General features: G+C 57.5%; 21 protein-coding genes. 11 read left to right on the top strand and 10 right to left on the bottom strand.

All coding sequences use genetic code 11. The features are described from left to right. The 9 genes from AACU78_RS13700 to AACU78_RS13660 all read right to left on the bottom strand — a co-directional run bounded on the left by AACU78_RS13700 (position 1) and on the right by AACU78_RS13660 (position 12,658). A complete protein-coding gene (locus AACU78_RS13700) occupies positions 1 to 4,848 on the bottom strand; it encodes a glycosyltransferase (protein WP_106576363.1) in 4,848 nt (1,615 codons plus the stop codon). Beyond that, positions 4,841 to 6,199: an ABC transporter ATP-binding protein gene (locus AACU78_RS13695; RefSeq protein ID WP_106576362.1), complete on the bottom strand. Its 1,359-nt coding sequence runs from the start codon at positions 6,197 to 6,199 to the stop codon at positions 4,841 to 4,843. Before AACU78_RS13695 ends, AACU78_RS13700 begins: the two co-directional genes overlap by 8 nt. Further along, entirely contained in the window at positions 6,189 to 7,016 is an 828-nt protein-coding gene (locus AACU78_RS13690) for an ABC transporter permease (RefSeq protein ID WP_106576361.1), read from the bottom strand. The genes AACU78_RS13695 and AACU78_RS13690 overlap by 11 nt, the downstream gene beginning before the upstream one ends. Continuing rightward, the gene (rfbC, locus tag AACU78_RS13685) at positions 7,016 to 7,561 is read right to left on the bottom strand and encodes a dTDP-4-dehydrorhamnose 3,5-epimerase (RefSeq protein WP_106576360.1); all 546 of its coding nucleotides are present in this window, start codon (positions 7,559 to 7,561) and stop codon (positions 7,016 to 7,018) included. The genes AACU78_RS13690 and rfbC overlap by 1 nt, the downstream gene beginning before the upstream one ends. 103 nt (positions 7,562 to 7,664) lie before the next feature. Beyond that, entirely contained in the window at positions 7,665 to 8,549 is an 885-nt protein-coding gene (gene rfbA, locus AACU78_RS13680) for a glucose-1-phosphate thymidylyltransferase RfbA (protein ID WP_106576359.1), read from the bottom strand. A 2-nt stretch (positions 8,550 to 8,551) separates the two neighbouring features. Beyond that, a complete protein-coding gene (rfbD, locus tag AACU78_RS13675; protein WP_106576358.1) occupies positions 8,552 to 9,448 on the bottom strand; it encodes a dTDP-4-dehydrorhamnose reductase in 897 nt (298 codons plus the stop codon). After that, positions 9,445 to 10,515: a dTDP-glucose 4,6-dehydratase gene (gene rfbB, locus AACU78_RS13670; protein ID WP_106576357.1), complete on the bottom strand. Its 1,071-nt coding sequence runs from the start codon at positions 10,513 to 10,515 to the stop codon at positions 9,445 to 9,447. The genes rfbD and rfbB overlap by 4 nt, the downstream gene beginning before the upstream one ends. 4 nt (positions 10,516 to 10,519) lie before the next feature. Beyond that, positions 10,520 to 11,419 carry a glycosyltransferase family 2 protein gene (locus tag AACU78_RS13665; protein ID WP_177410067.1) on the bottom strand — a complete coding sequence of 300 codons (900 nt, stop codon included), beginning with the start codon at positions 11,417 to 11,419 and terminating at the stop codon, positions 10,520 to 10,522. Positions 11,420 to 11,797: 378 nt separating this feature from the next. Beyond that, positions 11,798 to 12,658, bottom strand: coding sequence for a DMT family transporter (locus tag AACU78_RS13660; RefSeq protein WP_106576356.1), 861 nt, complete (start codon positions 12,656 to 12,658; stop codon positions 11,798 to 11,800). Between the two features lie 421 nt (positions 12,659 to 13,079). Between AACU78_RS13660 and AACU78_RS13655 the strand changes: the two genes are divergently transcribed. Next, complete coding sequence (locus AACU78_RS13655) at positions 13,080 to 13,871, top strand: CPBP family intramembrane glutamic endopeptidase (protein WP_106576355.1); 792 nt, start codon at positions 13,080 to 13,082, stop codon at positions 13,869 to 13,871. Between the two features lie 74 nt (positions 13,872 to 13,945). Next, positions 13,946 to 15,511, top strand: coding sequence for a methyl-accepting chemotaxis protein (locus AACU78_RS13650; RefSeq protein ID WP_106576354.1), 1,566 nt, complete (start codon positions 13,946 to 13,948; stop codon positions 15,509 to 15,511). A 102-nt stretch (positions 15,512 to 15,613) separates the two neighbouring features. Here AACU78_RS13650 and AACU78_RS13645 read toward each other — a convergent pair whose 3' ends face one another. Further along, on the bottom strand, positions 15,614 to 16,306 hold the full coding sequence (locus tag AACU78_RS13645) for an alpha/beta family hydrolase (protein ID WP_106576353.1): 693 nt from the start codon (positions 16,304 to 16,306) through the stop codon (positions 15,614 to 15,616). Positions 16,307 to 16,385: 79 nt separating this feature from the next. Between AACU78_RS13645 and ccoN (AACU78_RS13640) the strand changes: the two genes are divergently transcribed. The 9 genes from ccoN (AACU78_RS13640) to ccoG all read left to right on the top strand — a co-directional run bounded on the left by ccoN (AACU78_RS13640) (position 16,386) and on the right by ccoG (position 24,903). Then, positions 16,386 to 17,819 (top strand): cytochrome-c oxidase, cbb3-type subunit I, encoded by a 1,434-nt coding sequence (gene ccoN / locus AACU78_RS13640; RefSeq protein WP_106576352.1) that lies wholly within the window; start codon positions 16,386 to 16,388, stop codon positions 17,817 to 17,819. 10 nt (positions 17,820 to 17,829) lie between these two features. Next, complete coding sequence (gene ccoO, locus AACU78_RS13635) at positions 17,830 to 18,438, top strand: cytochrome-c oxidase, cbb3-type subunit II (RefSeq protein WP_106576351.1); 609 nt, start codon at positions 17,830 to 17,832, stop codon at positions 18,436 to 18,438. A gap of 3 nt (positions 18,439 to 18,441) precedes the next feature. After that, positions 18,442 to 18,642, top strand: a complete 201-nt coding sequence (locus AACU78_RS13630; protein WP_106576350.1) for a cbb3-type cytochrome oxidase subunit 3 — start codon at positions 18,442 to 18,444, stop codon at positions 18,640 to 18,642. After that, positions 18,639 to 19,586 (top strand): cytochrome-c oxidase, cbb3-type subunit III, encoded by a 948-nt coding sequence (ccoP, locus tag AACU78_RS13625; protein WP_106576349.1) that lies wholly within the window; start codon positions 18,639 to 18,641, stop codon positions 19,584 to 19,586. Before AACU78_RS13630 ends, ccoP (AACU78_RS13625) begins: the two co-directional genes overlap by 4 nt. Before the next feature lie 348 nt (positions 19,587 to 19,934). Beyond that, positions 19,935 to 21,377 carry a cytochrome-c oxidase, cbb3-type subunit I gene (gene ccoN / locus AACU78_RS13620; protein WP_106576348.1) on the top strand — a complete coding sequence of 481 codons (1,443 nt, stop codon included), beginning with the start codon at positions 19,935 to 19,937 and terminating at the stop codon, positions 21,375 to 21,377. Beyond that, complete coding sequence (gene ccoO, locus AACU78_RS13615; protein WP_078738505.1) at positions 21,377 to 21,985, top strand: cytochrome-c oxidase, cbb3-type subunit II; 609 nt, start codon at positions 21,377 to 21,379, stop codon at positions 21,983 to 21,985. The genes ccoN (AACU78_RS13620) and ccoO (AACU78_RS13615) overlap by 1 nt, the downstream gene beginning before the upstream one ends. A 5-nt stretch (positions 21,986 to 21,990) precedes the next feature. Beyond that, positions 21,991 to 22,176, top strand: a complete 186-nt coding sequence (locus tag AACU78_RS13610) for a CcoQ/FixQ family Cbb3-type cytochrome c oxidase assembly chaperone (RefSeq protein ID WP_003193169.1) — start codon at positions 21,991 to 21,993, stop codon at positions 22,174 to 22,176. Continuing rightward, positions 22,173 to 23,150, top strand: a complete 978-nt coding sequence (gene ccoP / locus AACU78_RS13605; RefSeq protein WP_106576347.1) for a cytochrome-c oxidase, cbb3-type subunit III — start codon at positions 22,173 to 22,175, stop codon at positions 23,148 to 23,150. Before AACU78_RS13610 ends, ccoP (AACU78_RS13605) begins: the two co-directional genes overlap by 4 nt. A gap of 337 nt (positions 23,151 to 23,487) precedes the next feature. Further along, positions 23,488 to 24,903, top strand: coding sequence for a cytochrome c oxidase accessory protein CcoG (ccoG, locus tag AACU78_RS13600; RefSeq protein WP_106576346.1), 1,416 nt, complete (start codon positions 23,488 to 23,490; stop codon positions 24,901 to 24,903). The last annotated feature ends 6 nt before the right edge of the window (positions 24,904 to 24,909 follow it).

The following is a 24,909-nucleotide window of genomic DNA, read 5'->3' as shown; positions in this document are numbered from 1 at the left end:
TTATAACTTAACTCTAGGTGGCCAGGCCAAACCGAAATCTTCATGCTCTAAAGTTAGGTTCGGATTATAGGTATAGTCTTCTTCAATGTTTGGCCAGCGCGACTGCACATAAAGCACTTCGTTGGAAAAACGTTCTTTTTTCTCAGGCGTATCTTCCAATCCACGAGTTGCCGACTCGTGGTGATACAGTTCGGCAAAAGGTGTCCACACGTTGATGTAACCTGCCTCCTGTACTCTCATGCAGAAGTCGACATCGTTGAAGGCAATTTTAAGGTTCTCTTCATCCAAACCACCGACCTGCTCGAACGTTGACTTTTTGATGATCAAGCAAGCAGCTGTAACCGCTGAGAACTCTTGAATCAACGCTGCTCTGCCGAAGTAGCCATAGTCACCTTTTGGCAGATACTTGTGCGAATGGCCTGCTACTCCGCCTACTCCGAGCACCACACCACCGTGTTGCAAGCGGTCATCCGGATACCAAAGGCGCGCACCCACAGCACCTACATTTGGTTGCAGCGCAATAGACACCATCTCACTCAGCCATTCTGGTGTAATGACTTCGATGTCGTTGTTAATCAACCCGATCAGATCACCGCGAGCAATTCCAACAGCACCATTATTCAGCGCGGAGTAATTGAACGGCCCGTCGTCGCGCATCACTCGGATATTGTGTTGTTGATCAAGCCGCGCGAAATACTCAAGTGATTCGGGATCGTCCGACCCATTATCAATCAAAATAATTTCGTAATGCTTGTACGTGGTCAGTCGTTGAATGCTCTCGATGCATTGTTTCACCAAAGCGTAAGCGTTACGCGTAGGGATAATCAACGTGACCAACGGAGCTTTAGCTGGGAGCGTGTAGTGGACTCGGTACAAGCCCATAGGCAGCAGCTCTGTACGGCCTATGTCACCTTTGCGTAGCAAATGCTCGTCCAGCGCCTTAACACCAGCGAGGGCGGCATAGGGCTTTTCATCCCCTGCCATGGCTGTGCTGCCAGCGTGCATGCGCCAGTGGTAGAGAACCCGAGGAATGTGCACGATTTGTGCGCGCTCAAGTTTTTCGGCGCAGCGCAGTGCGAGATCGTAATCTTGCGAGCCTTCAAAGCCTACGCGGAAACCGCCGACTTCCTTGACCAGGTCGGAGCGATACACACCCAGGTGACAAACCATATTCTGCGAACGGAACAGAAACTCGTTCCAGTCCGATTTGAAATAAGGCGAGCTACGCTTCCCCGAGGAATCAATCTTGTCCTCGTCGGAATAGATCATACCGACGTCCGGGTTGTCATGGATTGCGCGAGCAACCCAATACAGTGCGTGTTCCGGAATGAGGTCGTCATTATCCATCAGCGCAATGTACTGACCCGAAGCCAGTTCCAACGCCGAATTACTGGCCTTGGAAATATGACCGTTTTCTTTGCGGAACATGACTTTGAAGCGCTTGTCCTGACTCGACAGCGTCTTGAGATAAGCGATGACTTCTTTATCCGTGGAAGCATCGTCGGCGATGCACAACTCCCAATTCTTGTAGAGTTGGGATTTAACACTGTCAATGGCTTCACGCAGCAAATCGAGCGGTGGATTGTAGACAGGCATGATGATCGAAATCAGCGGCTTGGTTTTCCACGTGCGAATTTCTTCGCTCAGCTTCCAACGGCCGTTGTCATCCAAAGTGTCGTAATACTCGACCCACTTGGAATAATCAAAGCGATCAGATACTTCTCGAGCTTCCTGACCGATGGCGGAAAGACTGCTCGAGGTGGCCACGTACACAACGCGTGCTCTTAAACCGGCCAATCCTTGCTGCCGAGCAACCGTAATGGCTTTGCCCACGGTGCTGCTCAGGCCGCCGCCACGACGAATCACCGCCGGCAACAGACGCACACCCTTTTTTACTTGCCCGACACGTTTCACAAGCTTGCGAAATGGCGCAGTCACCTTCCAGCTGGAAGTGGATTGCATGGCAATTATGTGCAGGTTCAAATTGTGGATATGAGTGTCTTTTTGAACTTGCTGAACACGCATTTGCTCTTCGAGGTTGGCGATGTGAACATCTTTATCCCTCAACGATTCCTGCCAAGTGGCCAGCGTGTTGTGCAACGCTTCGTCTTTAAGCGTGATTTGCTGATTCAGTGTTTCAATTATCTTGAGACGCTCGGCTTCGGAATGTGCGTTTTCCAGTGCCACCGCGGCGATAAACTCACTGATCTGAATGTCCTTTTCATCTAACTCGAGATTTTTCTGTTCGGTCAGAAGCTGAAGGGCAGACTGATGCTCTTCGGTCGCCAACTGCAACTGCTCAACCACCGCCTGAACTTCTTTATCTTTCTCGCGAACAGCTTGAGCGATCATCTCAGCATGCGTGGAGGTGATCGAGGCCTTCAACAGTTCCAGCACATCGCTGATTTCTCTGTTCGAATCAACGAGCTGCTCAAGCTTGACGCTCGAATCAAGTATCTGATCAAGTTTGCTGTTTGAATCGAGAATCTGATCCAGTTTGCTGTTCGAATCGAGAATCTGATCCAGCTTGCTGTTTGAATCAAGAATCTGGTCCAGCTTGCTGTTCGCGTCAAGAATCTGATCCAATTTAGCATTCGAATCGAGAAGTTGATCCAGCTTGCTATTTGAATCGAGAATCTGGTCCAGCTTGCTGTTTGAATCGAGAATCTGATCCAGCTTGTCTTGCAATTCGGAGTTGGGGCGTGTCAGCCCGGATTGATTCAGCACATTAATCTCTTGAGCGAGTTGCTCTTCCGTGAATAAAGTAAGGCTTACTTCCAGCTCAAGCAGGTCGGCGCCACTAAGCATGTCGTCTTTTATAGGAATCGTTACGCTTGGGTCGTCACTCAGCGCTAGATAAAGCGTGTTGCGACCGATCTGGGAAATCCGCATGGCGGAGGCGATGACCAGCGGGTCACTGATGTCATCCTGCCACTCCCAAATCGTTTCGGCGCTAGAGTACACCTTGATAGTGTCAATCGAGAAGCTCTGACGACGATTGATGGGGTCGAAACGCAACACCACACCCTCGGGCAATCCATCGGGCAGGCGAAACTTGATGACTTGGTGCCCGTCATTGACCACCTGGAGCAACGTTGACTCTTCGGAAAAATTTCCCGCCGCATCACTCATATAGAGTTTGGCGTGCGTGGAAGGCAGGTGCACCGCGCCTATCTTGTGAATCATGGCTTCAGGAGACCAGTTGAGAAACTGGTCTGCATCGGCCCCGGTTACCCGTTCTTGAAAGGCTGCTTCAGTCGCAATGTAGCGCGTCAGGTCATCTGCGCTGATATCCATGCCTGCGCTAGCCAACAGCTGAGTCACGAACTCTTGGCGGCTCACCGACGAGCTGCTTGGATAGAAGGGGTTCGCAGCCGCCATAAGCAGCAGCAGGGCTCGCATCATCAGATAACCGAGCTCCACACCCTCATTCATCTCCCACTCGACATCGATAAACTTGGGGATGTTGCTGGCGTCGACGACGATATTTTGCGGAACGGCGTCAATGTAACGACCGGGGAGCAGTGTTTTGGCTGAAAGAAGCTTGATGCCAGCGCCCTCTCCGTCCAACAGGCTCTGCAAACACGCCAGGTATTTCTGCAAAAACGGGGTAAAGCCCTCAATACTCCAATCGCGGCGGGCCGCAACATCGAGGAACTCAAGGCTCAGTACGCTACCTTTCGCGTAGGCATCCACACGCGGAAGCACGTATTTGAAACCGTCGTCAGCAATGGCACTCGACTCATCGACAGCCACATTGCCCAGCTTTCTATACTGAACCTGAATCCCTTCCTCGGTGTTGACGAACAACGATTCCTTGCAGTACCGAGTCTTTCTGCCTGTGCTGTAGTGGTACGCCAGAACGTCACTGTCCAGCGGTTGATCATCGGCACAAGAAGCCACGATCAAAAACGAGTTGGCCAGCTCCATACCCAGGCGGTTGTTGATAACCACCGACCAGGCCTTCTCCAGATTGAAGGTCGTCTGCTCAGGAAGTTGCGGGTCTTTCTTGACGTTCTGCCACGCCAGCGCGGCGGCGTCGAAACCGTCGCACGCAAAACCGCTCTCGGTAATGATCGAATTGGGAAGTTTGTAATCCGGGCTCGGCGCCAGAAAGCTGGACGAGGTGAAACCTGCGCGCGCTATGAGGTCTTCGAGCTCTTTCTTGCCGTAGGTTTTGGGCTGTCCATGCTCGTACCGACCTTCGATACCGTACATGGTGATGCCAACGTGATCTTCTGGCGCGCCGGCGAAGTACTTCAGACCCAGCTGGTTTTCGATGGCGATAAAAAGATGGCCATCAGGCTTCAACAATTGGCGAACGCGCATGAGCATCGCTAAGGCGGGGTCTGCTGCGTTACTGAACATACTGGCGTACTCCAGCACACCAATAAGCGTGACCACGTCGAACTGCTCTTCGATTTTGAAGTCGTCGAAGCGCTCGGCCAACACCGTCACGTTATCCAGGTCCCGTGTACGGCTCGCAGCCATGGCTGCTCGGCGAGGACTTCCTTCCAGACACAATAGATCGGCGCCACATTCGCCGAGGTAGCGGCTGATAGCGCCACAGCCGGCACCAATTTCCAGCACGCGGGATTTGAACAGATGCTCAAAGGGACGCAGGATGTTCGCGCGCGTCGCGCTCAAGTGGTAGAGCTTGGCCCAGTCGGTGCAGTATTGCGGCAGCTCGTCTGATAACACAGAAACGTCGCTGGCGTTACTGATGATCTGGGCGAGTTCGTTTTCTGCATTATCTCCGTCGCTGTACGCGATGCCTTGGAAGTCGGCGCGCACCCAAACACCCGTATCGCTATCCTTGGAATAACCATATTGATCAAGTTTAAACATTAAGGTCTACCGGATCGATGCTCATAGTCGCGGCGAGGTCAATCAACCCCAATAGCTTGGGCGTGGGTTCGACAACAAAGTGAATGGAGTCATAACGCCTGTCATGGGGAATGATGTGCTCGCCCTCTCTGGACGCGATCCCTAGGGATATAAAATAATCGCCAGTGGCCAACTTGTTAGTGAATTTCACACTGGCAGTGGCAACAGTCCCGGATTCGCCCATCGAACGGGTCTCAACACAACCGAGCAAATAAGAATTTGTGCCGTATACCGTGACACCTTCCTTGGTTTTGATAGTGAACCCAAGAATGGGGTTTATGACCGAACGGTTAAATTTAAGCGACAAACCCAGTACGATTTCCTCACCTGGTTCCAGGCTGGTTGGGTACTCTCGACCGCTTGCGCTCAGATGAAAATCCATCAACGTTGCAGCACCGTCACCCCATCGATACTCGTGCGGGTTATAGCCCACGCGCGACGCGTAAACATCGCTTTCCAGCGACAGTTGCACGGTTTGTACGAGGGGCTCGGCCGCTTTATCCGCCTGCACCGGAATGTCTTGCGCTTCGGTGCTTGCGTCGGAATTGCGGCCAAACAGGATGTCGGTGTAACGATTTATAACCGGACGTGACTCTCCGATCATTTCTATTCGACTTTGTTCCAACAGGATCGCGCGCGAGCAATGGGTGACCACTTGCTCACTGGAATGGGTCACCAACAGAATGCTGGTGCCATTTTCCTTAAGCTGACGCAGGCGTTCGAAGCACTTGGCTTGAAAGCGTGCATCACCCACCGAGAGTGCTTCATCCACCACAAGGATTTCAGGATCGACCTGGGCCTGTACCGCAAATGCGAGCCTTACCGCCATGCCACTGGAGTAAGTCTTGACCGGGTGATCCAGGAACTCACCGATATCGGCGAAGCTTGCGATTGCATCAAAGCGATCATTCACTTCGTCGTGCGTCAGCCCGAGGACCGCCGCGTTCAGATAGACATTCTCCCGACCGGTAAACTCCGGGTTAAAACCCGAGCCCAACTCAAGCAGCGCAGCGATGCGGCCGCGCGTCTCGATCTCGCCGATGGTCGGTGTCAGCGTGCCGCAGATAATCTGCAGCAGCGTGGACTTACCCGATCCATTGCGACCGACAATACCGACGGTTTCACCTTTATTGACTTCAAAACTGATGTCACGCAGCGCCCAGAACTCCTTGCCATAGGTGGTGACCTTGTCACCCGCCCATCGCTGGAAACGCGGCACGATCGCCTGCTTTAAACGGTCTCTAGGCTTGTCGTAAGTGTAAAAACATTTGGAGACATTCCGAACGCTGATTACGGCTTGATCAGATGACATCAGCGAACCCTTTACGTGTTTTTTGGAAGAACCAATAGCCGACGGAGGCAATGATTGCTCCAACGATGACAGCAACGCCCAGACTCTCCCAATTGGGTAGATGGCCGAAAAGCAAGACGCTTCGACTCTCCTCAATAATGTAGGTCAGCGGGTTGAGCTTTAACCAAGGCTTATAAACATCAGGCAGCGCCGCTACCGGGTAAAGCACGGGCGAAAGAAAGAGCAGTACCGTGGTGAGCACCGTGATTACGTGTCCCACGTCCCGCAGGTAAACCCCCAGCGACGCCAAAAACCAACTGACCCCCAGCGTGGCCAGAATCAATGGCACGAGAATCAAGGGGAACAGCAGCGCCGTCCAATGCAGTTGTCCCAGGATAAGAAACTGGGCGCCCAACAATACAACCAGGCTGATGCAACTGTGGAACAGCGCGGAACCCAAGGTAATCACCGGCAGGATCTCGAGCGGGAACACCACCTTTTTTACATAGTTACTGTTGGCCATCACCAAGGTCGGCGCACGATTGGCGCACTCGGCAAATAACCCATGCACGATCATGCCGACAAACAGCAGGATCGCGAACCCACCCTTGCCTGTATCGACACCGATCCATCGGGATTTGAAAATTTCTGAAAACACGAAGGTGTATACCGCGAGCATCAGAATCGGGTTGAAGAACGACCATGTCAGGCCCATCACCGATCCACGGTAACGCCCAATGACTTCACGTTTGGTCATTTGTGAAATCAATGAACGGTATTTCCAGAGATTGACCACAAGACTGATTGGACCTGCTGAAGGTCTGCTATGAGGATCCACTAGGCGAACTTCTCAGCGTTGATCAAACTTACGGCATTCGCATCTTTGGCAGAGAGCGTAGGCGGCTCGGTGATCGGCCATTCGATTGCGACGTCTGCGTCATCCCACGCAAGACTGCGCTCATGCTCAGGTGCCCAATAATCGGTGGTCTTGTAGAGGAACTCGGCACTTTCCGAGAGCACCACAAAACCGTGGGCAAAGCCTGGCGGAATCCAGAGCTGCGCTCGGTTGCTGGCACTAAGGTGCACGCCGACCCATTTGCCGAATGTCGACGAGCTTTCACGCAGGTCTACGGCAACGTCAAAGACCTCACCGTGTGTCACGCGCACCAGCTTGCCCTGGGCCTGTTTGATCTGATAATGCAGCCCGCGAAGCACGCCCTTGACTGATTTGGAGTGGTTGTCTTGCACGAAATGAACAGGTCTTCCAACGGCCTCCTCGAAAACTTTTTGATTGAAGCTTTCGTAGAAAAAACCGCGTTCATCCCCGAACACCTTCGGCTCAAACAGAATTACGTCCGGGATGGCAAGTGAGCTGGATCGCATTATTACAATATCTCCAAAGTGTTATCAGGGCCGGCTTCGCGGCGCTACAGATCAAATTATTCTTCAGGCAACAGCTCCGAATACCGCACCGGGCATCGCACTATCAAAAAATCTTTTCGTGCAGCAAACGCTTGAGATACTGACCGTAGCCATTCTTGGAAAGCGGCGCGGCGAGTTTCTCCAACTGCTGCGCATCAATCCACTTTTGCCGAAACGCGATCTCTTCAGGGCAGGCCACTTTAAGCCCCTGACGGTGCTCAAGCGTGGCGATGAAACTACTGGCTTCCAGCAGCGAGTCGTGGGTGCCGGTATCCAACCACGCATAGCCTCGGCCCATGATCTCTACCGACAGCTTGCCCCGCTCCATGTAGATACGGTTAAGGTCGGTAATCTCAAGCTCGCCTCGTGGCGATGGCTTGATGCTTTTGGCGATGTCCACTACGTCCTGGTCATAGAAGTAAAGACCGGTCACCGCGTAGTTCGACTTAGGCTCAAGAGGCTTCTCTTCGAGGCTGATCGCCTTGCCCTGTGCATCGAACTCTACAACGCCGTAACGCTCAGGATCGTTTACGTGATAGGCGAAAACACTCGCACCATCCTGACGCAGCATCGCGCTTGCCAGCAGCTCATTGAAATGATGGCCGTGATAGATGTTATCGCCCAGCACCAAGGCCGACAGGTCGTTGCCGATGAACTCTTCGCCGATGATGAATGCCTGCGCCAGGCCATCCGGGGATGCCTGTACGGCATACGAGATATTCAAACCCCAGCTACTGCCATCGCCCAACAGCTGCTCGAAACGCGGGGTGTCCTGCGGCGTTGAAATGATCAGGATGTCGCGAATACCCGCCAGCATCAGCGTGGTCAGCGGGTAGTAGATCATTGGCTTATCGTAAACCGGCAGCAATTGCTTGGAGATAGCCAAGGTTGCAGGGTGCAGACGCGTGCCTGAGCCGCCAGCCAGGATGATTCCTTTACGTTTGAGCATGTTCATTTCTCTAGTGTTTCTATGAGCATCCGTGCCACACCGTCTTGCCATTCAGGCAAGCGCAATGAGAAGGCATTCTGCAGTTTTTGGGTGTTGAGTCGGGAGTTGCCGGGGCGCTTGGCCGGTGTTGGGTAAGCGGCCGTAGTCAGCGCACCCACGGCATCCGGGGCAACCTTGAGGTGCACACCGGCAGTCTGAGCGTGTTCAAGCACGAAGCGGGCATAGCGATACCATGTGGTCTCGCCAGCTGCCGCCAAGTGATAAACCCCACTCAGTTGGGGGTTCGAATGCATCGTGCGGATGGCATGTGCGGTAACGTCGGCCAACAGATCCGCCCCAGTGGGCGTACCAAACTGATCGTCGATCACGTTAAGGCTGTCGCGCTCTTGCGCCAGACGCAGCATGGTCTTGGCGAAGTTATTACCTCGCGCGGCATAGACCCAACTGGTGCGCAAGATCAGATGCGCGCAGCCGCTGGCCTGGATCGCTTGCTCGCCCTGGAGTTTGGTCGCGCCGTAAACGCTCAGCGGCCCTACCGGATCGCTTTCCTGCCAGGGCGTCTGACCATCACCGGCGAACACGTAGTCAGTGGAGTAGTGAACCAGCAGGGCATTGAGCTTTTGCGCCTCTGCCGCCAGCACGGCCGGGGCCTGCGCATTCACACGCAGAGCCTGGTCCGGTTCGCTTTCGGCTTTGTCGACAGCCGTATAGGCCGCCGCATTGACGATGACGTCAGGCGCAAAGCGCTGCACGGTGGCCGCCAACCCTTGCAGGTCGTTCAGATCACCGCAGTAGTCCTGGCTTTTCGAGTCGAGCGCAAGCACTTGGCCCAGCGGGGCCAAACTGCGTTGCAACTCCCACCCCACTTGGCCATTTTTGCCAAGTAGAAGGATCTTCATGCTGAACGCTCGGCGTAGTTCTTCTCTACCCACTCGCGGTAAGCACCCGATTGGATATTGCTGACCCAATCCTGGTTATCCAGGTACCACTCCACGGTCTTGCGGATGCCGGTCTCGAAGGTTTCGGCCGGCTTCCAGCCCAACTCGCGCTCCAGTTTGCGCGCGTCGATGGCGTAACGGCGGTCATGGCCAGGGCGATCGGTCACGTATGCAATCTGGTCACTGTACGGCGTGCCATTCGCCTGAGGGCGCAGCTCATCGAGCAGGGCGCAAACGGTGTGGACGATGTCCAGGTTTGGCTTCTCGTTCCAGCCGCCGACGTTGTAAACCTCGCCCACGGTGCCGGCTTCCAGTACACGACGGATGGCACTGCAGTGGTCTTTTACGTACAGCCAGTCACGAATTTGCTGACCATCGCCATACACCGGCAGCGCCTTGCCTGCCAACGCGTTGACGATCATCAATGGGATTAATTTTTCCGGGAAATGGTACGGCCCGTAGTTGTTCGAGCAGTTGGTGGTCAGTACCGGCAAGCCATAGGTGTGATGGTAGGCACGCACCAAATGGTCGCTGGCCGCCTTACTGGCCGAGTACGGGCTGTTAGGCTCGTACTGATGGTGTTCGGTGAACGCCGGATCGTCCTTGGCCAAGGAGCCGTAGACTTCGTCAGTCGACACATGCAGGAAACGGAAGGATTGCTGAGCATCGGCGTCCAGCCCTTTCCAGTAGGCACGCACCGCCTCCAGCAGGCGGAAGGTACCGACGACGTTAGTCTCGATGAAGTCTTCCGGGCCATGGATAGAACGGTCTACGTGCGACTCGGCAGCGAAGTTCAGGATAGCGCGCGGCTGATGTTCAGCGAGCAAACGCTGGACCAGCTGGGTATCTGCGATGTCGCCCTGTACGAATACGTGGCGCTCGTTGCCCTCGAGCGAGCTGAGGTTCTCCAGGTTGCCGGCATACGTCAGCTTATCCAGATTAATGACCGGCTCATCCGCCTGGGCTACCCAGTCCAATACAAAGTTTGCACCGATAAAGCCAGCACCGCCGGTTACTAAGATAGTCATTGAGTCAGATCTTTTTCAGTAGTGTTGCAAGAATTAGCCCGAGGTTCCCCATTAAAGTCTGCCGATACAAACCGGCCGACCGGAACCCCAACACTCGTCTAAGTAACGTTTGCCTGCGCGCATGCTTGAAGCGCATAAGAGTCAGTCGTTGCTCTTCGCAAAGACGGTGGGACATCGCTTCGAGGGCACAGATGTTCTGTTCGTTCCATTCGAAGAACCGTCCTTGGAAAATCATTTTCAGCCGTACCAGGCGAGCGGCCCAACTGGAGTTGCTACCAATAAGATTTTCATCGTGCTGGCGGTATAACATTCTCGGCTGGTGATCATAGTGCACGGCGCCTCCGGCCCCCGTTACAAGCTGGTAGATCCACCAGTCGTGCGAGGGCACCTTGACGTTCAAACCCGCCTCGACGATCAATTCACGTGCAGCCCGATTAAAAACCATCGTGTTGCCACCCGCAATACTTTGAACGAGCGCGTTTGAGAAGTGCGGAGGGCGTGGGAAAAGCGGAGAAAAGCCAAGCTTTGCACCCGACTCACTGACTAACTGAGTACGGCCACAGTATAGAGCAGGGATGTGCTCAGGAATGGTCTGCAACCAAGACTGCGCCACCGCCAGCTTATCGTCGTTCCAGATATCGTCCTGATCACACCAGGCAAAATAATCGGCGACGATGTCAGGACGGCAAGTTAACGAGAGAAAATTGGCGACAAACCCTCTTCCGGGACCTGCCACAACCTTGAGACGGTCGCGTCCCCAACGCTGAGCATAGTCTTGGAGAATCGCTGACGTACTATCTCGAGAGCCGTCATCGGAAACGACTAATGACCAGTTGCGATGGCTCTGTCGCTCAATGGAGTCGAGTTGATCCCTGAGGAACGCCTCACCATTGTACGAGCACATCAAAACCGCAACCTTTGCTAAGCAAACGTCGTGCGGTTGGACATTGGATAGACTGCGCGATGCGAAAATAGACACAACATCCCTTTTGCGAGCAAACTGCATACCCTGTAAATACGTAGGATATAGGCCACAATAAGGTCGGAATTATTACAGCATTACTCTGTAAGCACAATCGTACTGAATGCCAGCGGTCGGCTGCCATGAACGTACCGAGTGCTCTGCAATGCGGCATCACGCCACTATCTGAGCGTCTGCCTTAATAGCATGAGTATGGCGCAGACTGTAAATCCTGCGCGAACCCACATTAAACAATGCTTTGACTGGAGCACCCTCATGCGCGTGCTCCAGTCAGCATTGATTCAACAGCTCGCCACGCACTCAGCTGTTACGAAACACAAACCCCAAGCCAACAATGATCAACGCCATCCCCAACACGCTTAACAGCGCAAGCCGATTGCCGAAGATCAGGTAATCCATCACCGCTGTCACCGCCGGCACCAGGTAAAACAGACTGGTGACATTCACCAGATTGCCACGCGCGATCAGACGGTACAGCAGCAGCGTGGCCAGTAACGACACCACCAGCCCCATCCATAGCACCGGCAGGTAAAAGCTGGCGCTTTGTTGAAAGTGGAAAGGTTGGAACGGCACAAATACCGAGCACAGCAGCAACCCGGCGAGGTATTGCACCGGCAGCGTACCCAATGGGTTATCGGTGATGCGCTTCTGCATGATCGAGCCAAACGTCATGCTCGCCAGTGCCAACAGGCCATACAGCATGCCCGCCATCGACATGCCGGACAGACCGATGCCCTGGTAGACCACCATGATCAACCCCGCCAATCCCAGGCCCAGGCCAAACATCCGGCGCCAGGAACGCTGGCGCTCCATCAGCACCACCGTGAGTATCGGCTGCACCCCCATGATGGTGGCCATCACGCCGGGAGTGACTTTAAGGTCCAGCGCCAGCAGATAGAAAATCTGATACGCGCCCAACAGCACGCAGCCGGTCGCCGCCGCATACAGCATGGGCTTGCCAGGACGTGGCGGTTTCAGTTTGAGGACCGGCACCAGGATCACCAGCCCCACGAGAGCGATGGCGAAGCGAATCAGCAGAAAGGCAAAAGGCGAAGCATGGGCCAGGCCCAACTTGGAGAAAATCGCCCCGCTGCTCCACAACAGAACAAACAGGCTCGTCGAGGCCGCCGCGGCCACGGATTGTTTCGAAAAAACAGACATGGATACCACCTGTAATCAGGCAAAAAAGCCGATTCAGCCAAAGCTGAAACTCAGTAGGTTTTTTTCAGGCAGGCAAAAGGGAACAGCGATTCGCTGATCAGCCCGAAATGCCGACACCCGGCGGTGATACGACTGCGTACACCGGCGTGCTACTGACAGGTGGGGGGTAGTGACTGATCTGCACAGGCTGTTTCTTCCCACACGGCACGACCACAGCGCTGACCGCTGAATCGACTACCGCTATGCGCTGGGAAGCTGGCATGTGCTGATCTTTTTTGAAGGGATAACGACGCGCCGACTATAACCAGCCGCCTTTCTGTTTTGCAATCACTTCACCCACGCACCGTGCATAGAAGAGTTTTCATGCCGACGCAGAAAGCCCGTCGCTATAATGCCGGCCAGTTTTTTCCAAGGATTTCACATGATCGCTCTGCCCTGGCTGTACCTGGTGCTTCTTTCGATTGGCTACGGACTGGCCCTGACCTACGGTCAACTGGGCGCTCTGGCGGCCGTGTCGGTGGCCATGCTGCTGATCGCCGGGTACGCCGTGCGCCAGCAACGCAGCCCTTGGGCGCGCTACCTCGGCCACGGCCTGTTCATTGTCCTGGCCCTGGGCCTGGCGATGCACTGGCTGCCGGGTTTCTACAACGGCCGCGGTATTGCGCCGCAGCGTTTTACCCCTGACTCGGTACCGTTCTCGATGTACCTGAACCAGGACAAACCGCTGATTGGCTTCTGGCTGTTGCTGGCCTGCCCATGGATCGTGGCGCGTCGCGCGCTGCGCCTGTCGCTTTGCGTCGCGGCCCTGGCATTGACGCTGACGGCGGTCGCTGCGCTGGGCGGCGCCACATTGCTGGGGATGATCGACTGGGCACCCAAATGGCCGGAACAGACATGGCTGTGGGTACTGAACAACCTGCTGCTGGTGACGCTGGTGGAAGAGGCGCTGTTTCGTGGCTATATCCAGGGCGGCCTGAGCCAACGCTTCAAACACCTGCCCTACGGCGAGCACCTTGCACTGCTGCTGGCCTCGCTGCTGTTCGGCCTGGTGCACCTCGGCGCGGGCTGGCATTGGGTGCTGCTGGCGAGCATTGCAGGCATCGGTTATGGCCTGGCGTACCGCTTCGGCGGGTTGGGTGCCGCGATTGCCACGCACTTTGGCTTGAATCTGCTTCACTTCGGGTTGTTTACCTACCCGATGCTGGCCGGATGATTGTTGCAAAAAATAAGTTAAATAAATGCCTGCAACGGCCGACAACCCATCAAAGCCTTGCGGATTGAACAATCATGCGTAATAACCAACCCGTTACCCAGCGCGAACGTACCTTCCCCGCTCAGCAACGGTTGATCTCCACCACAGATGCCAAAGGTGTGATCACCTACTGCAACGACGCCTTTGTCGAAATCAGTGGGTTCACCCGTGACGAGTTGATCCGTGCCCCGCACAACCTGGTGCGTCACCCGGATGTGCCGTCGGCCGTGTTCGCGCACATGTGGTCCACGCTCAAACAAGGCTTGCCATGGATGGGCATCGTCAAGAACCGCTGCAAGACCGGCGATCATTACTGGGTTAACGCCTATGTAACGCCGGTCTTCGATGGCAACCAGGTGATCGGCTACGAATCGGTGCGCATCAAGCCCACCGCCGAGCAGATTCGCCGGGCCGAAGCGCTCTACCAACGCATCAACCAGGGCAAGTCGGCCGTGCCTCAGCGCGACAAATGGCTGCCGGTGCTGCAAGACTGGCTGCCCTTTATTCTGGTCAGCCAGCTCAGCTTCATGATCGGTGCGTCGCTCAACTCCCACTGGGGCTTTGCCCTGGCGGCGGGGCTGTCGGTGCCGCTGGGCCTGCTGGGCCTGAGCTGGCAGCAACGCGGCCTCAAGCGTCTGCTGCGCCTGGCGGAGCAGACCACGTCCGACCCGCTGATCGCGCAGATGTACACCGACAGCCGTGGCGCACAAGCGCGGCTGGAGATGTCGATTCTCAGCCAGGAGGCGCGTCTGAAGACGTGCCTTACTCGCTTGCAGGATACGGCCGAGCACCTCAACGATCAGGCAGCGCAGTCCAACACCCTGGCGCACAACAGCTCCAGCGGCCTGGAACGCCAGCGCGTGGAAACCGAGCAGGTCGCCACCGCCGTCAACCAGATGGCAGCAACGACCCAGGAGGTGGCCAGCCACGTACAGCGCACGGCGGACGCTACCCAGGAAGCCAATCGCCTGACCGGTCGCGGTCGCGACATCGCCGGGGAAACCCGCGAAGCGATCCAGCGCCTGTCGGTCGCCGTGGGTGAAACCGGTGTAACCGTCACCCAGCTGGCCAAGGACAGTGATGAGATCGGCGGCGTGGTGGACGTGATCAAAGGCATCGCCGACCAGACCAACCTGCTGGCATTGAACGCCGCCATCGAAGCCGCCCGTGCCGGCGAAATGGGCCGTGGCTTTGCAGTGGTGGCTGACGAAGTCCGTCAACTGGCGCAGCGTACCGCCGAGTCCACCGGGCAGATCCATGCCCTGATCGCCAAACTGCAGCAGACCGCCGCCGCCGCCGTGCAAACCATGGACGCCGGGCATCGCCAGGCCGAAGAAGGCGTGGCACGCGTGATGGAGGCGGATCAGGCGCTGGTGGGCATCAGTGAAGCGGTGGCCAACATCACCGACATGACCACGCAGATTGCCGCCGCCACCGAAGAGCAAAGCGCCGTGGCTGAAGAGATCAGCCGCAATATCAGCACGATTGCGCTGTTGGCGGACCAGACCTCGGAGCAGGCGATGAACTCGGCGCAGTTGAGTGAAGAGCTGACGCATACCGCAAATACCCAGTATTCGCTGGTGGAGCGTTTTAACCGTTAAATCGCTTTCGCGAGCAAGCCCGCTCCCACATTGGATGGGGTTCACATATTTCTATTTGTGAATACATTCAAATGTGGGAGCTGGCTTGCCGGCGATGGGGCCCTAAAGGCCGGCAAGAAAGCTTGAAACCTTCAGCGCCGCAGCCCCCAAATGCTGTTCATGACTAAACCCCGAAGCCTTCAACGGCTTCAAATCATGATCCCCCGCCACCAGCCACATCACTTCGATGCTCGGCGACAACGCATACCCCTCCACCGCCGCCCGATTGCCCAGCGCATCGCGCTCGCCCTGCACAATCAACGTCGGCGTCTTCAGACCGGCCAGATGCTCAGTGCGGGGTTTCTCCGGTTTGCCCACCGCGTAAAACGGATAACCCAGGCACACCAACCCGTCTGCACCCAATTCATCCGCCAGCAAACTGGCCATTCGCCCGCCCATGGACTTGCCGCCAACGGCCAGTGGGCCAGCGACATGGCGTCGCACCTCGGCATACACCTCGCGCCAGGCTTGCAATAGTTTCGGCGCCGGATTCGGCGGACGTTTGCCGCCGTCCAGGCGGCGCTGGGCCATGTAGGGGAATTCAAAGCGCAATACGTTCACGCCGTGCCCGGCAAGGCGGGCAGCCACGTCGTTCATAAACCCCGAGTCCATGGGCGCACCGGCACCGTGGGCCAGGATCAGCGTCACCGGCGCACGCGCGCTGGTACCCGTTGCCGCATCCCACAACCAGCCGCGCTCGCGCACACACTGCGCCCATTGATCCCCGTCAATACTGGCCTTGTGCTCTTTGCCCATGCTTGCCTCGCTTTTTAGTCTGCCTATAACTCCAGCCCAAGTGCCGCATTGGCTTGGGTTGAACCGTGGATGGGGAACCATGAACACTACTTTAAGTACCGCCTATAACTACAAGGTGGTCCGCCAATTCACCATTATGACGGTGGTGTGGGGCATCGTCGGCATGGGGCTCGGGGTTTTTCTCGCCGCTCAATTGGTTTGGCCTGCACTCAACTTCGATTTGCCCTGGACCAGCTTCGGCCGCTTGCGCCCGCTGCACACCAACGCGGTAATCTTTGCCTTCGGCGGCTGCGCGCTGTTCGCCAGCTCGTTTTACTCGGTGCAGCGCACCTGCCAGACACAGCTGTTCGCGCCGAAAATCGCCGCGTTCTGCTTCTGGGGCTGGCAGCTCGTCATTCTATTGGCCGCGATCAGCTTGCCGCTGGGCTACACCAGCTCCAAGGAATACGCCGAGCTGGAATGGCCAATCGACATTCTGATCACCATCGTCTGGGTGGCCTACGCCATCGTGTTCTTCGGCACGATCATGAAGCGCAACACCAAGCACATCTATGTCGGCAACTGGTTCTTCGGTGCGTTCATCATCACCGTGGCCATTCTGCACATCGTCAACAACCTGGAAATCCCGGTCAGCCTGACCAAGTCCTACTCCCTCTACGGCGGTGCGACGGATGCCATGGTGCAGTGGTGGTATGGGCATAACGCGGTAGGCTTTTTCCTCACCGCCGGTTTCCTCGGGATGATGTATTACTTCGTGCCCAAGCAAGCCGAACGTCCGGTGTATTCCTATCGCCTGTCCATCGTGCACTTCTGGGCGCTGATCACCCTGTACATCTGGGCCGGCCCGCACCACTTGCACTACACCGCGTTGCCGGATTGGGCACAGTCACTGGGCATGGTGATGTCGCTGGTACTGCTGGCCCCGAGCTGGGGCGGCATGATCAACGGCATGATGACGCTGTCGGGCGCCTGGCATAAGTTGCGCAGCGACCCGATCCTGCGCTTTTTGGTGGTGTCGCTGGCGTTCTACGGCATGTCGACCTTCGAAGGGCCGATGATGGCCATCAAGACGGTCAACGCCCTCTCCCACTACACCGACTGGACCATCGGCCACGTACACGCCGGCGCACTGGGCTGGGTGGCGATGATTTCCATCGGCGCGCTGTACCACATGATCCCCAAAGTGTTTGGCCGCGAGCAGATGTACAGCCTCGGCCTGATCAATGCGCACTTCTGGCTGGCCACCATCGGCACCGTGCTCTACATCGCCTCGATGTGGGTCAACGGCATCGCCCAGGGCCTGATGTGGCGTGCGGTCAACGAAGACGGCACCTTGACCTACTCCTTCGTCGAAACCCTGGTGGCCAGCCACCCTGGCTACATCGTGCGACTGGTGGGCGGTGCAGTGTTCCTCAGCGGCATGTTCCTGATGGCTTACAACACGTGGCGCACCGTGCGCTCGGCGCCATCGCTGCAAGCCGCCGAACCCGCCACCGCCGCGCAAATGGCCTGAGGAGTCCGTGATGAAACACGAAACGATTGAAAAGAACGTCGGCCTGCTGATGCTGCTGATGGTGCTGGCCGTGAGCATCGGCGGCCTGACCCAGATCGTCCCGCTGTTCTTCCAGGACGTGACCAACAAGCCGGTCGAAGGCATGAAGCCCTACACCGCGCTGCAATTGGAAGGCCGCGACATCTACATCCGCGAAGGCTGCGTGCAGTGCCACTCGCAGATGATCCGCCCGTTCCGTGCCGAAACCGAACGCTACGGCCACTACTCGGTGGCAGGCGAAAGCGTGTGGGACCACCCGTTCCTGTGGGGCTCCAAGCGCACCGGTCCGGACCTGGCCCGCGTCGGCGCGCGCTACTCGGACGACTGGCACCGCGCGCACCTGTACAACCCGCGCAACGTGGTGCCGGAGTCAAAAATGCCGGCCTACCCATGGCTGGTCACGGCACCGGTCGACAGCAGCCACACCGAAACCAAGTTGAACGTGATGCGCACCCTCGGCGTGCCCTATACCGACGACGACATCAGTGGCGCCGTTGCCAGCCTCAAGGGCAAGACCGAGATGGACGCGCTGATTGCGTACCTGCAAGTGCTCGGCACTGCCATCAAGAGCAAGAGGTGAGCCATGGGATTTGAATTTGACGCGGGCACCATCCGCGGCCTTGGCACGCTGGTGGTCGCCATCGCTTTTATCGGCCTGTCGCTGTGGGTGTTCAACAACCGGCGCAACGCGGAATTCGAGCAGGCCCGCCTGCTGCCATTTGCCGATGAACCTACTCCATCCGACGCTCAAGAAGAGCCTGCAACAAGGAGCACTCGCCCATGACGACCTTCTGGAGTACATGGATCTGCGTATTGACCCTCGGCAGCCTGATCGGCCTGACCTGGCTATTGATCGGCACCCGCAAGGGCGAAACCAAGGGCAGCGTCGACCAGACCATGGGCCACGCCTTCGACGGCATCGAGGAATACGACAACCCGCTGCCGCAGTGGTGGTTCATGCTGTTCGCCGGCACCCTGGTGTTTGCGGTCGGTTACCTGATCCTCTACCCAGGCCTGGGTAACTGGAAAGGCGTGCTGCCGGGCTATGAAGGCGGCTGGACCCAGACCAAGGAATGGGACAAGGAAATGGCCAAGGCCGACGCCAGGTTCGGGCCGATCTTCGCCAAATTCGCGGCCATGCCGGTGGAAGAAGTCGCCAAGGACCCACAGGCACTGAAAATGGGCGGCCGCCTGTTCGCTTCCAACTGCGCGGTGTGCCACGGCTCGGATGCCAAGGGCGCGTATGGCTTCCCCAACCTGGCGGACAACCTCTGGCGCTGGGGCGGCTCGGCGGAGGCGATCAAAGCGACGATCATGAATGGTCGCCACGCGGCGATGCCGGCCTGGGGTGAAGTGCTGGGCGAAGACGGTGTGAAGAACGTCGCCGCCTATGTGCGCCACGACCTGGCCGGGCTGCCCTTGCCGGCAAACAGCACCGCCGACCTCGCCGCCGGGCAAGCGGCGTTCAGCACCACCTGTGTCGCCTGCCACGGTCCGCAAGGCCACGGCGTGGAAGCCATGGGCGCGCCGAACCTGACCGAGCCTGCCGGCTTCATTTACGGCACCAGCCTGGCGCAGCTGCAGCAGACCATCCGCCACGGCCGCCAAGGCCAGATGCCCGCGCAGGACGTGCTGCAAGGCAATGACAAAGTGCACCTGCTCGCGGCCTATGTGTACAGCTTGTCCCATAACGCTGATGGCGCAACGCCAGAAAGCCCAGCCGAGTAACCGCAGACTGCCGCCCCAACCCGGGGCGGCAGCCCTGTGTCTCTAAGCGACCAAGTGTCGCACCCCTCCCCACCCCAACTTTCCCCTGCTGCCATTCGGGTCTACGCTTGCCCAACAGTGACCGGTTTTGGCGTATCAGGCGACTGCCGTTGCGACCTGAAAAAATTCCTGTCCACTCGATCAGCTTTCGATTTCTGATTTTGTCCTTACGCCAAACATGGAAAGGGCGCAGAATCTGGCCCGGAACGCATTGATACAGGTCAGCCATTGCGTTGCAATGGCCCCTCGGTTTGTCCATACTTGCGGCCGATTTCAACTATAAAAAAACCTAAACCGTGGAACCTTAGAATGAGCACAGCAATCAGTCCGACTGCTTATAACTATAAGGTAGTCCGCCAGTTCGCCATCATGACGGTGGTCTGGGGGATCCTTGGCATGGGGCTCGGGGTGTTCATCGCCTCGCAACTGGTTTGGCCGGAATTGAATTTCGGTTTGCCATGGACGACCTTTGGCCGCCTGCGCCCGCTGCACACCAACCTGGTGATTTTCGCCTTCGGCGGATGTGCATTGTTTGCCACCTCCTACTATGTCGTGCAGCGAACCTGCCAGACGCGACTGATCTCCGACGGCCTCGCCGCCTTCACCTTTTGGGGCTGGCAAGCCGTGATCCTCGGCGCCATCATCACCCTGCCGCTGGGCTACACCACCACCAAGGAATACGCCGAGCTGGAATGGCCCATTGCCATTTTGCTGGCCATCGTCTGGGTGACCTACGCCGTGGTGTTCTTCGGCACCATCGTCAAGCGCAAGACCAAGCACATTTATGTGGGTAACTGGTTCTACGGTGCCTTCATTCTGGTCACGGCGATGCTGCACATCGTCAACCACGCGTCCTTGCCGGTGAGCTGGTTCAAGTCCTATTCGGCCTACGCCGGGGCGACGGACGCGATGATCCAGTGGTGGTACGGCCACAATGCCGTGGGCTTCTTCCTCACCACCGGCTTCCTGGGGATGATGTATTACTTCGTGCCCAAACAGGCCGAGCGTCCGATCTACTCGTACCGCCTGTCCATCGTGCACTTCTGGGCGCTGATCACCCTGTACATCTGGGCCGGCCCGCACCACCTGCACTACACCGCGCTGCCGGACTGGGCGCAGTCGCTGGGCATGGCGATGTCGATCATCCTGCTGGCCCCCAGCTGGGGCGGCATGATCAACGGCATGATGACGCTCTCGGGCGCCTGGCATAAATTGCGCACCGACCCGATCCTGCGCTTTTTGGTGGTGTCGCTGGCGTTCTACGGCATGTCGACCTTCGAGGGGCCGATGATGGCGATCAAGACCGTCAACTCGCTGTCCCACTACACCGACTGGACCATCGGCCACGTCCACGCCGGCGCGTTGGGCTGGGTGGCGATGATCTCCATCGGCGCGCTGTACCACATGATCCCCAAACTGTTCGGCCGTGCGCAGATGCACAGCGTCGGGCTGATCAACGCGCACTTCTGGCTGGCCACCATCGGCACCGTGCTCTACATCGCCTCGATGTGGGTCAACGGCATCACCCAGGGCCTGATGTGGCGTGCGATCAACGATGACGGCACGCTCACCTACTCCTTCGTCGAAGCGCTGCAAGCCAGCCATCCGGGCTACATCGTCCGCGCCCTGGGCGGTGCGTTCTTTGCCAGCGGCATGCTGTTGATGGCCTACAACGTCTGGCGCACCGTGCGTGCCTCCGACCCTGTAGAGGCTGAAGCCGCCGCCAAGATCGCCGTTGTGGGAGCTCACTGATGAAGCATGAAGTAGTCGAGAAGAATATCGGCCTGCTGGCCTTCTTCATGGTCATCGCCGTGAGTATCGGCGGCCTGACCCAGATCGTTCCGCTGTTTTTCCAGGACGTGACCAACAAGCCGGTCGAAGGCATGAAGCCGCGCACCGCGCTTGAACTGGAAGGTCGCGACGTCTACATCGCCAACGGTTGCGTGGGCTGCCACTCGCAGATGATCCGCCCGTTCCGCGCCGAAACCGAACGCTACGGCCACTACTCGGTGGCCGGTGAAAGCGTGTGGGACCACCCGTTCCTGTGGGGCTCCAAGCGCACCGGCCCGGACCTGGCCCGCGTCGGCGCACGTTACTCGGACGACTGGCACCGCGCGCACTTGTATAACCCGCGCAACGTGGTACCGGAGTCGAAAATGCCGGCCTACCCGTTCCTCGTGGAAAACAAGCTCGACGGCAAGGACACCGCGAAGAAGATGGAAGTCTTGCGCACCCTGGGCGTGCCCTACACCGATGAAGACATCGCCGGTGCAGCCGCAGCCGTGAAGGGCAAGACCGAAATGGACGCACTGGTGGCCTACCTGCAAGGCCTTGGCACCATCATCAAAAGCAAACGGTGATCTGCATGGATATCGGGATGATTCGTGGCCTGGGCACCGTTGTGGTGATGGTGGCCTTTATCGGCCTGGCGTTGTGGGTGTTCAGCCCCCGCCGCAAGTCGGAGTTTGACGACGCAACCATGTTGCCTTTTGCGGATGATCCCGAAGCCATCAAGCACGTCGAGCAAGCGTCTAGGAGTAACAAAGAATGACTACGTTCTGGAGTCTGTACGTCACAGTCCTCAGTCTGGGTACCATCTTCGCCCTGACCTGGCTGCTGCTGTCGACCCGCAAGGGCCAGCGCACCGAGCAGACGGACGAGACTGTCGGCCACTCGTTCGATGGCATCGAGGAATACGACAACCCGCTGCCCAAGTGGTGGTTCATGCTGTTTGTCGGCACCATCATCTTCGCCCTCGGCTACCTGGCGTTGTACCCCGGCCTTGGCAATTGGAAAGGCCTGCTGCCGGGCTACAACTACCTCGACAACGACAAGCAAACCCCTTTCGCCAACGGCCAGACCGGCTGGACCGGCGTGCACGAATGGGAAAAGGAAATGGCCAGGTCGGACGCCAAGTTCGGCCCGATCTTCGCCAAATTCGCCGCGATGCCGATTGAAGACGTTGCCAAGGACCCGCAAGCCTTGAAGATGGGCGGCCGCCTGTTCGCCTCCAACTGCTCGGTGTGCCACGGCTCCGATGCCAAGGGCGCCTACGGGTTTCCCAACCTGACCGACGCCGATTGGCGCTGGGGCGGCGAGCCGGCGACCATCAAGGAAACCATCATGAAAGGCCGCCACGCGGTGATGCCAGCGTGGGCCGAAGTCATTGGCGAGCAAGGCGTGGCTGACGTGGCGGGTTTTGTGGTGACCAACCTCGACGGTCGCAAACTGCCGGAAGGCGCGAAGGCCGATGTGGCCAACGGCGCGAAACTCTTCGCCGCCAACTGCGTGGCCTGCCACGGTCCTGCCGGTAAAGGCACGCCGGCGATGGGCGCGCCGGACCTGACGCACCCGGGTGCATTCATCTACGGTTCGAGCTTCGCGCAGCTGCAGCAGACCATTCGTTATGGCCGTCAAGGCCAGATGCCAGCGCAGGAGTTGCTGCAAGGCAACGACAAGGTGCACTTGCTGGCAGCCTATGTTTACAGCCTGTCCCATGGCGACAAGCCGGCTGAAGAGCAGTAAGACACACAAGCAAATGGTACGAGGGGCTTGCCCCCGATAGCGGTGGTTGAGTGACAGTTGTATCAACTGACATGCCGCAATCGGGGGCAAGCCCCCTCCCACATTTGGAGCGCACTGCACTGCCTGCAAATCTGCAACACAGCCAAAACCGACCATACTTCACAAGTCAATTGATCCAGATCACTTACACCATCAATTGATTTCCCCCAACGCGACCAAAGGTCGCACCCGTGCAGCACTGCCGCAGGCGTATCATTACGCCACTGCAAGAGCCTATTTTTGACCCCGGTTGGCACGTACTGGCCGAGGCAAATCTCCACCGCCGTGGGATGCAATGATGAGCAACCAAATACCGGTACATGACGTTACCCCGCCTGCCAAAAACGCCAGTCAGTCCGTCGACCTGTATGCGTCGCGAGAGAAAATCTACACCCGCGCCTTCACCGGCTTGTTCCGCAACTTGCGCATGCTCGGCGGCGCTGGTTTGTTCCTGCTGTACTTCGGCACCGTGTGGCTGAACTGGGGCGGGCACCAGGCGGTTTGGTGGAACTTGCCGGAGCGTAAATTCTTCATTTTTGGCGCGACTTTCTGGCCCCAGGATTTCATTCTGCTGTCGGGCATTCTGATCGTGGCCGCCTTTGGCCTGTTCTTTATCACCGTGTACGCCGGTCGTGTGTGGTGTGGCTATACCTGCCCGCAAAGCGTGTGGACCTGGATCTTCATGTGGTGTGAAAAGGTCACCGAAGGCGACCGCAACCAGCGCATCAAGCTCGACAAAGCGCCGATGGGCGCCAACAAGTTCCTGCGCAAATTCAGCAAGCACACGCTGTGGCTGTTGATCGGCTTTGTCACCGGCATGACGTTCGTTGGCTATTTCTCGCCGATCCGCGAACTGGTGTTCGACTTCTTTACCGGCCAGGCCGATGGCTGGTCGTATTTCTGGGTCGGCTTTTTCACCCTGGCCACCTATGGCAATGCCGGCTGGCTGCGCGAACAGGTGTGCATCTACATGTGCCCGTACGCGCGCTTTCAAAGCGTGATGTTCGACAAAGACACCCTGATCGTTTCCTACGATCCACGCCGTGGCGAAGTGCGTGGCCCGCGCAAAAAAGGCACCGACTACAAGGCCCAGGGCCTGGGCGACTGCATCGATTGCACGATGTGCGTGCAGGTGTGCCCCACCGGCATCGACATCCGCGACGGCCTGCAAATCGAGTGCATCGGCTGCGCTGCGTGTATCGACGCCTGCGACAACATCATGGACAAAATGGAGTACCCGCGCGGCCTGATCAGCTACACCACCGAGCACAACCTGTCGGGGCAGAAAACCCATAAATTGCGCCCGCGCCTGATCGGTTACGCGCTGGTATTGCTGGCAATGATCAGCCTGTTGGTCGGGGCATTTTTCATGCGCTCGCTGGTCGGTTTCGACGTCAGCAAAGACCGTGTGCTGTTCCGTGAAAACGCCGAAGGCCGCATCGAAAACGTCTACAGCCTGAAGATCATGAACAAGGACCAGCGCGACCACACCTACGTGCTCGACGCTTCGGGCCTGCCGGACCTCAAGCTGCAGGGTCGACGCGAGATCAAAGTGGCGGCCGGGGAAATCCTCAGCCTGCCGGTCGAGCTGTCCAGCGCACCAGAGCAACTGCCGTCGAGCACCAACGAGGTGACCTTCATCCTCAAGGATGCCGATGACGACAGCGTCCACATTGAAGCCAAGAGCCGATTCATCGGCCCACAAGTTCGTTAACTAGAG

The sequence above is a fragment of the Pseudomonas sp. R9.37 genome (assembly GCF_963878885.1).
Taxonomy (GTDB): domain Bacteria; phylum Pseudomonadota; class Gammaproteobacteria; order Pseudomonadales; family Pseudomonadaceae; genus Aquipseudomonas.
Note: the sequence above shows the minus strand (reverse complement) of the source record. Positions and strands in the feature narration are given on the sequence as shown.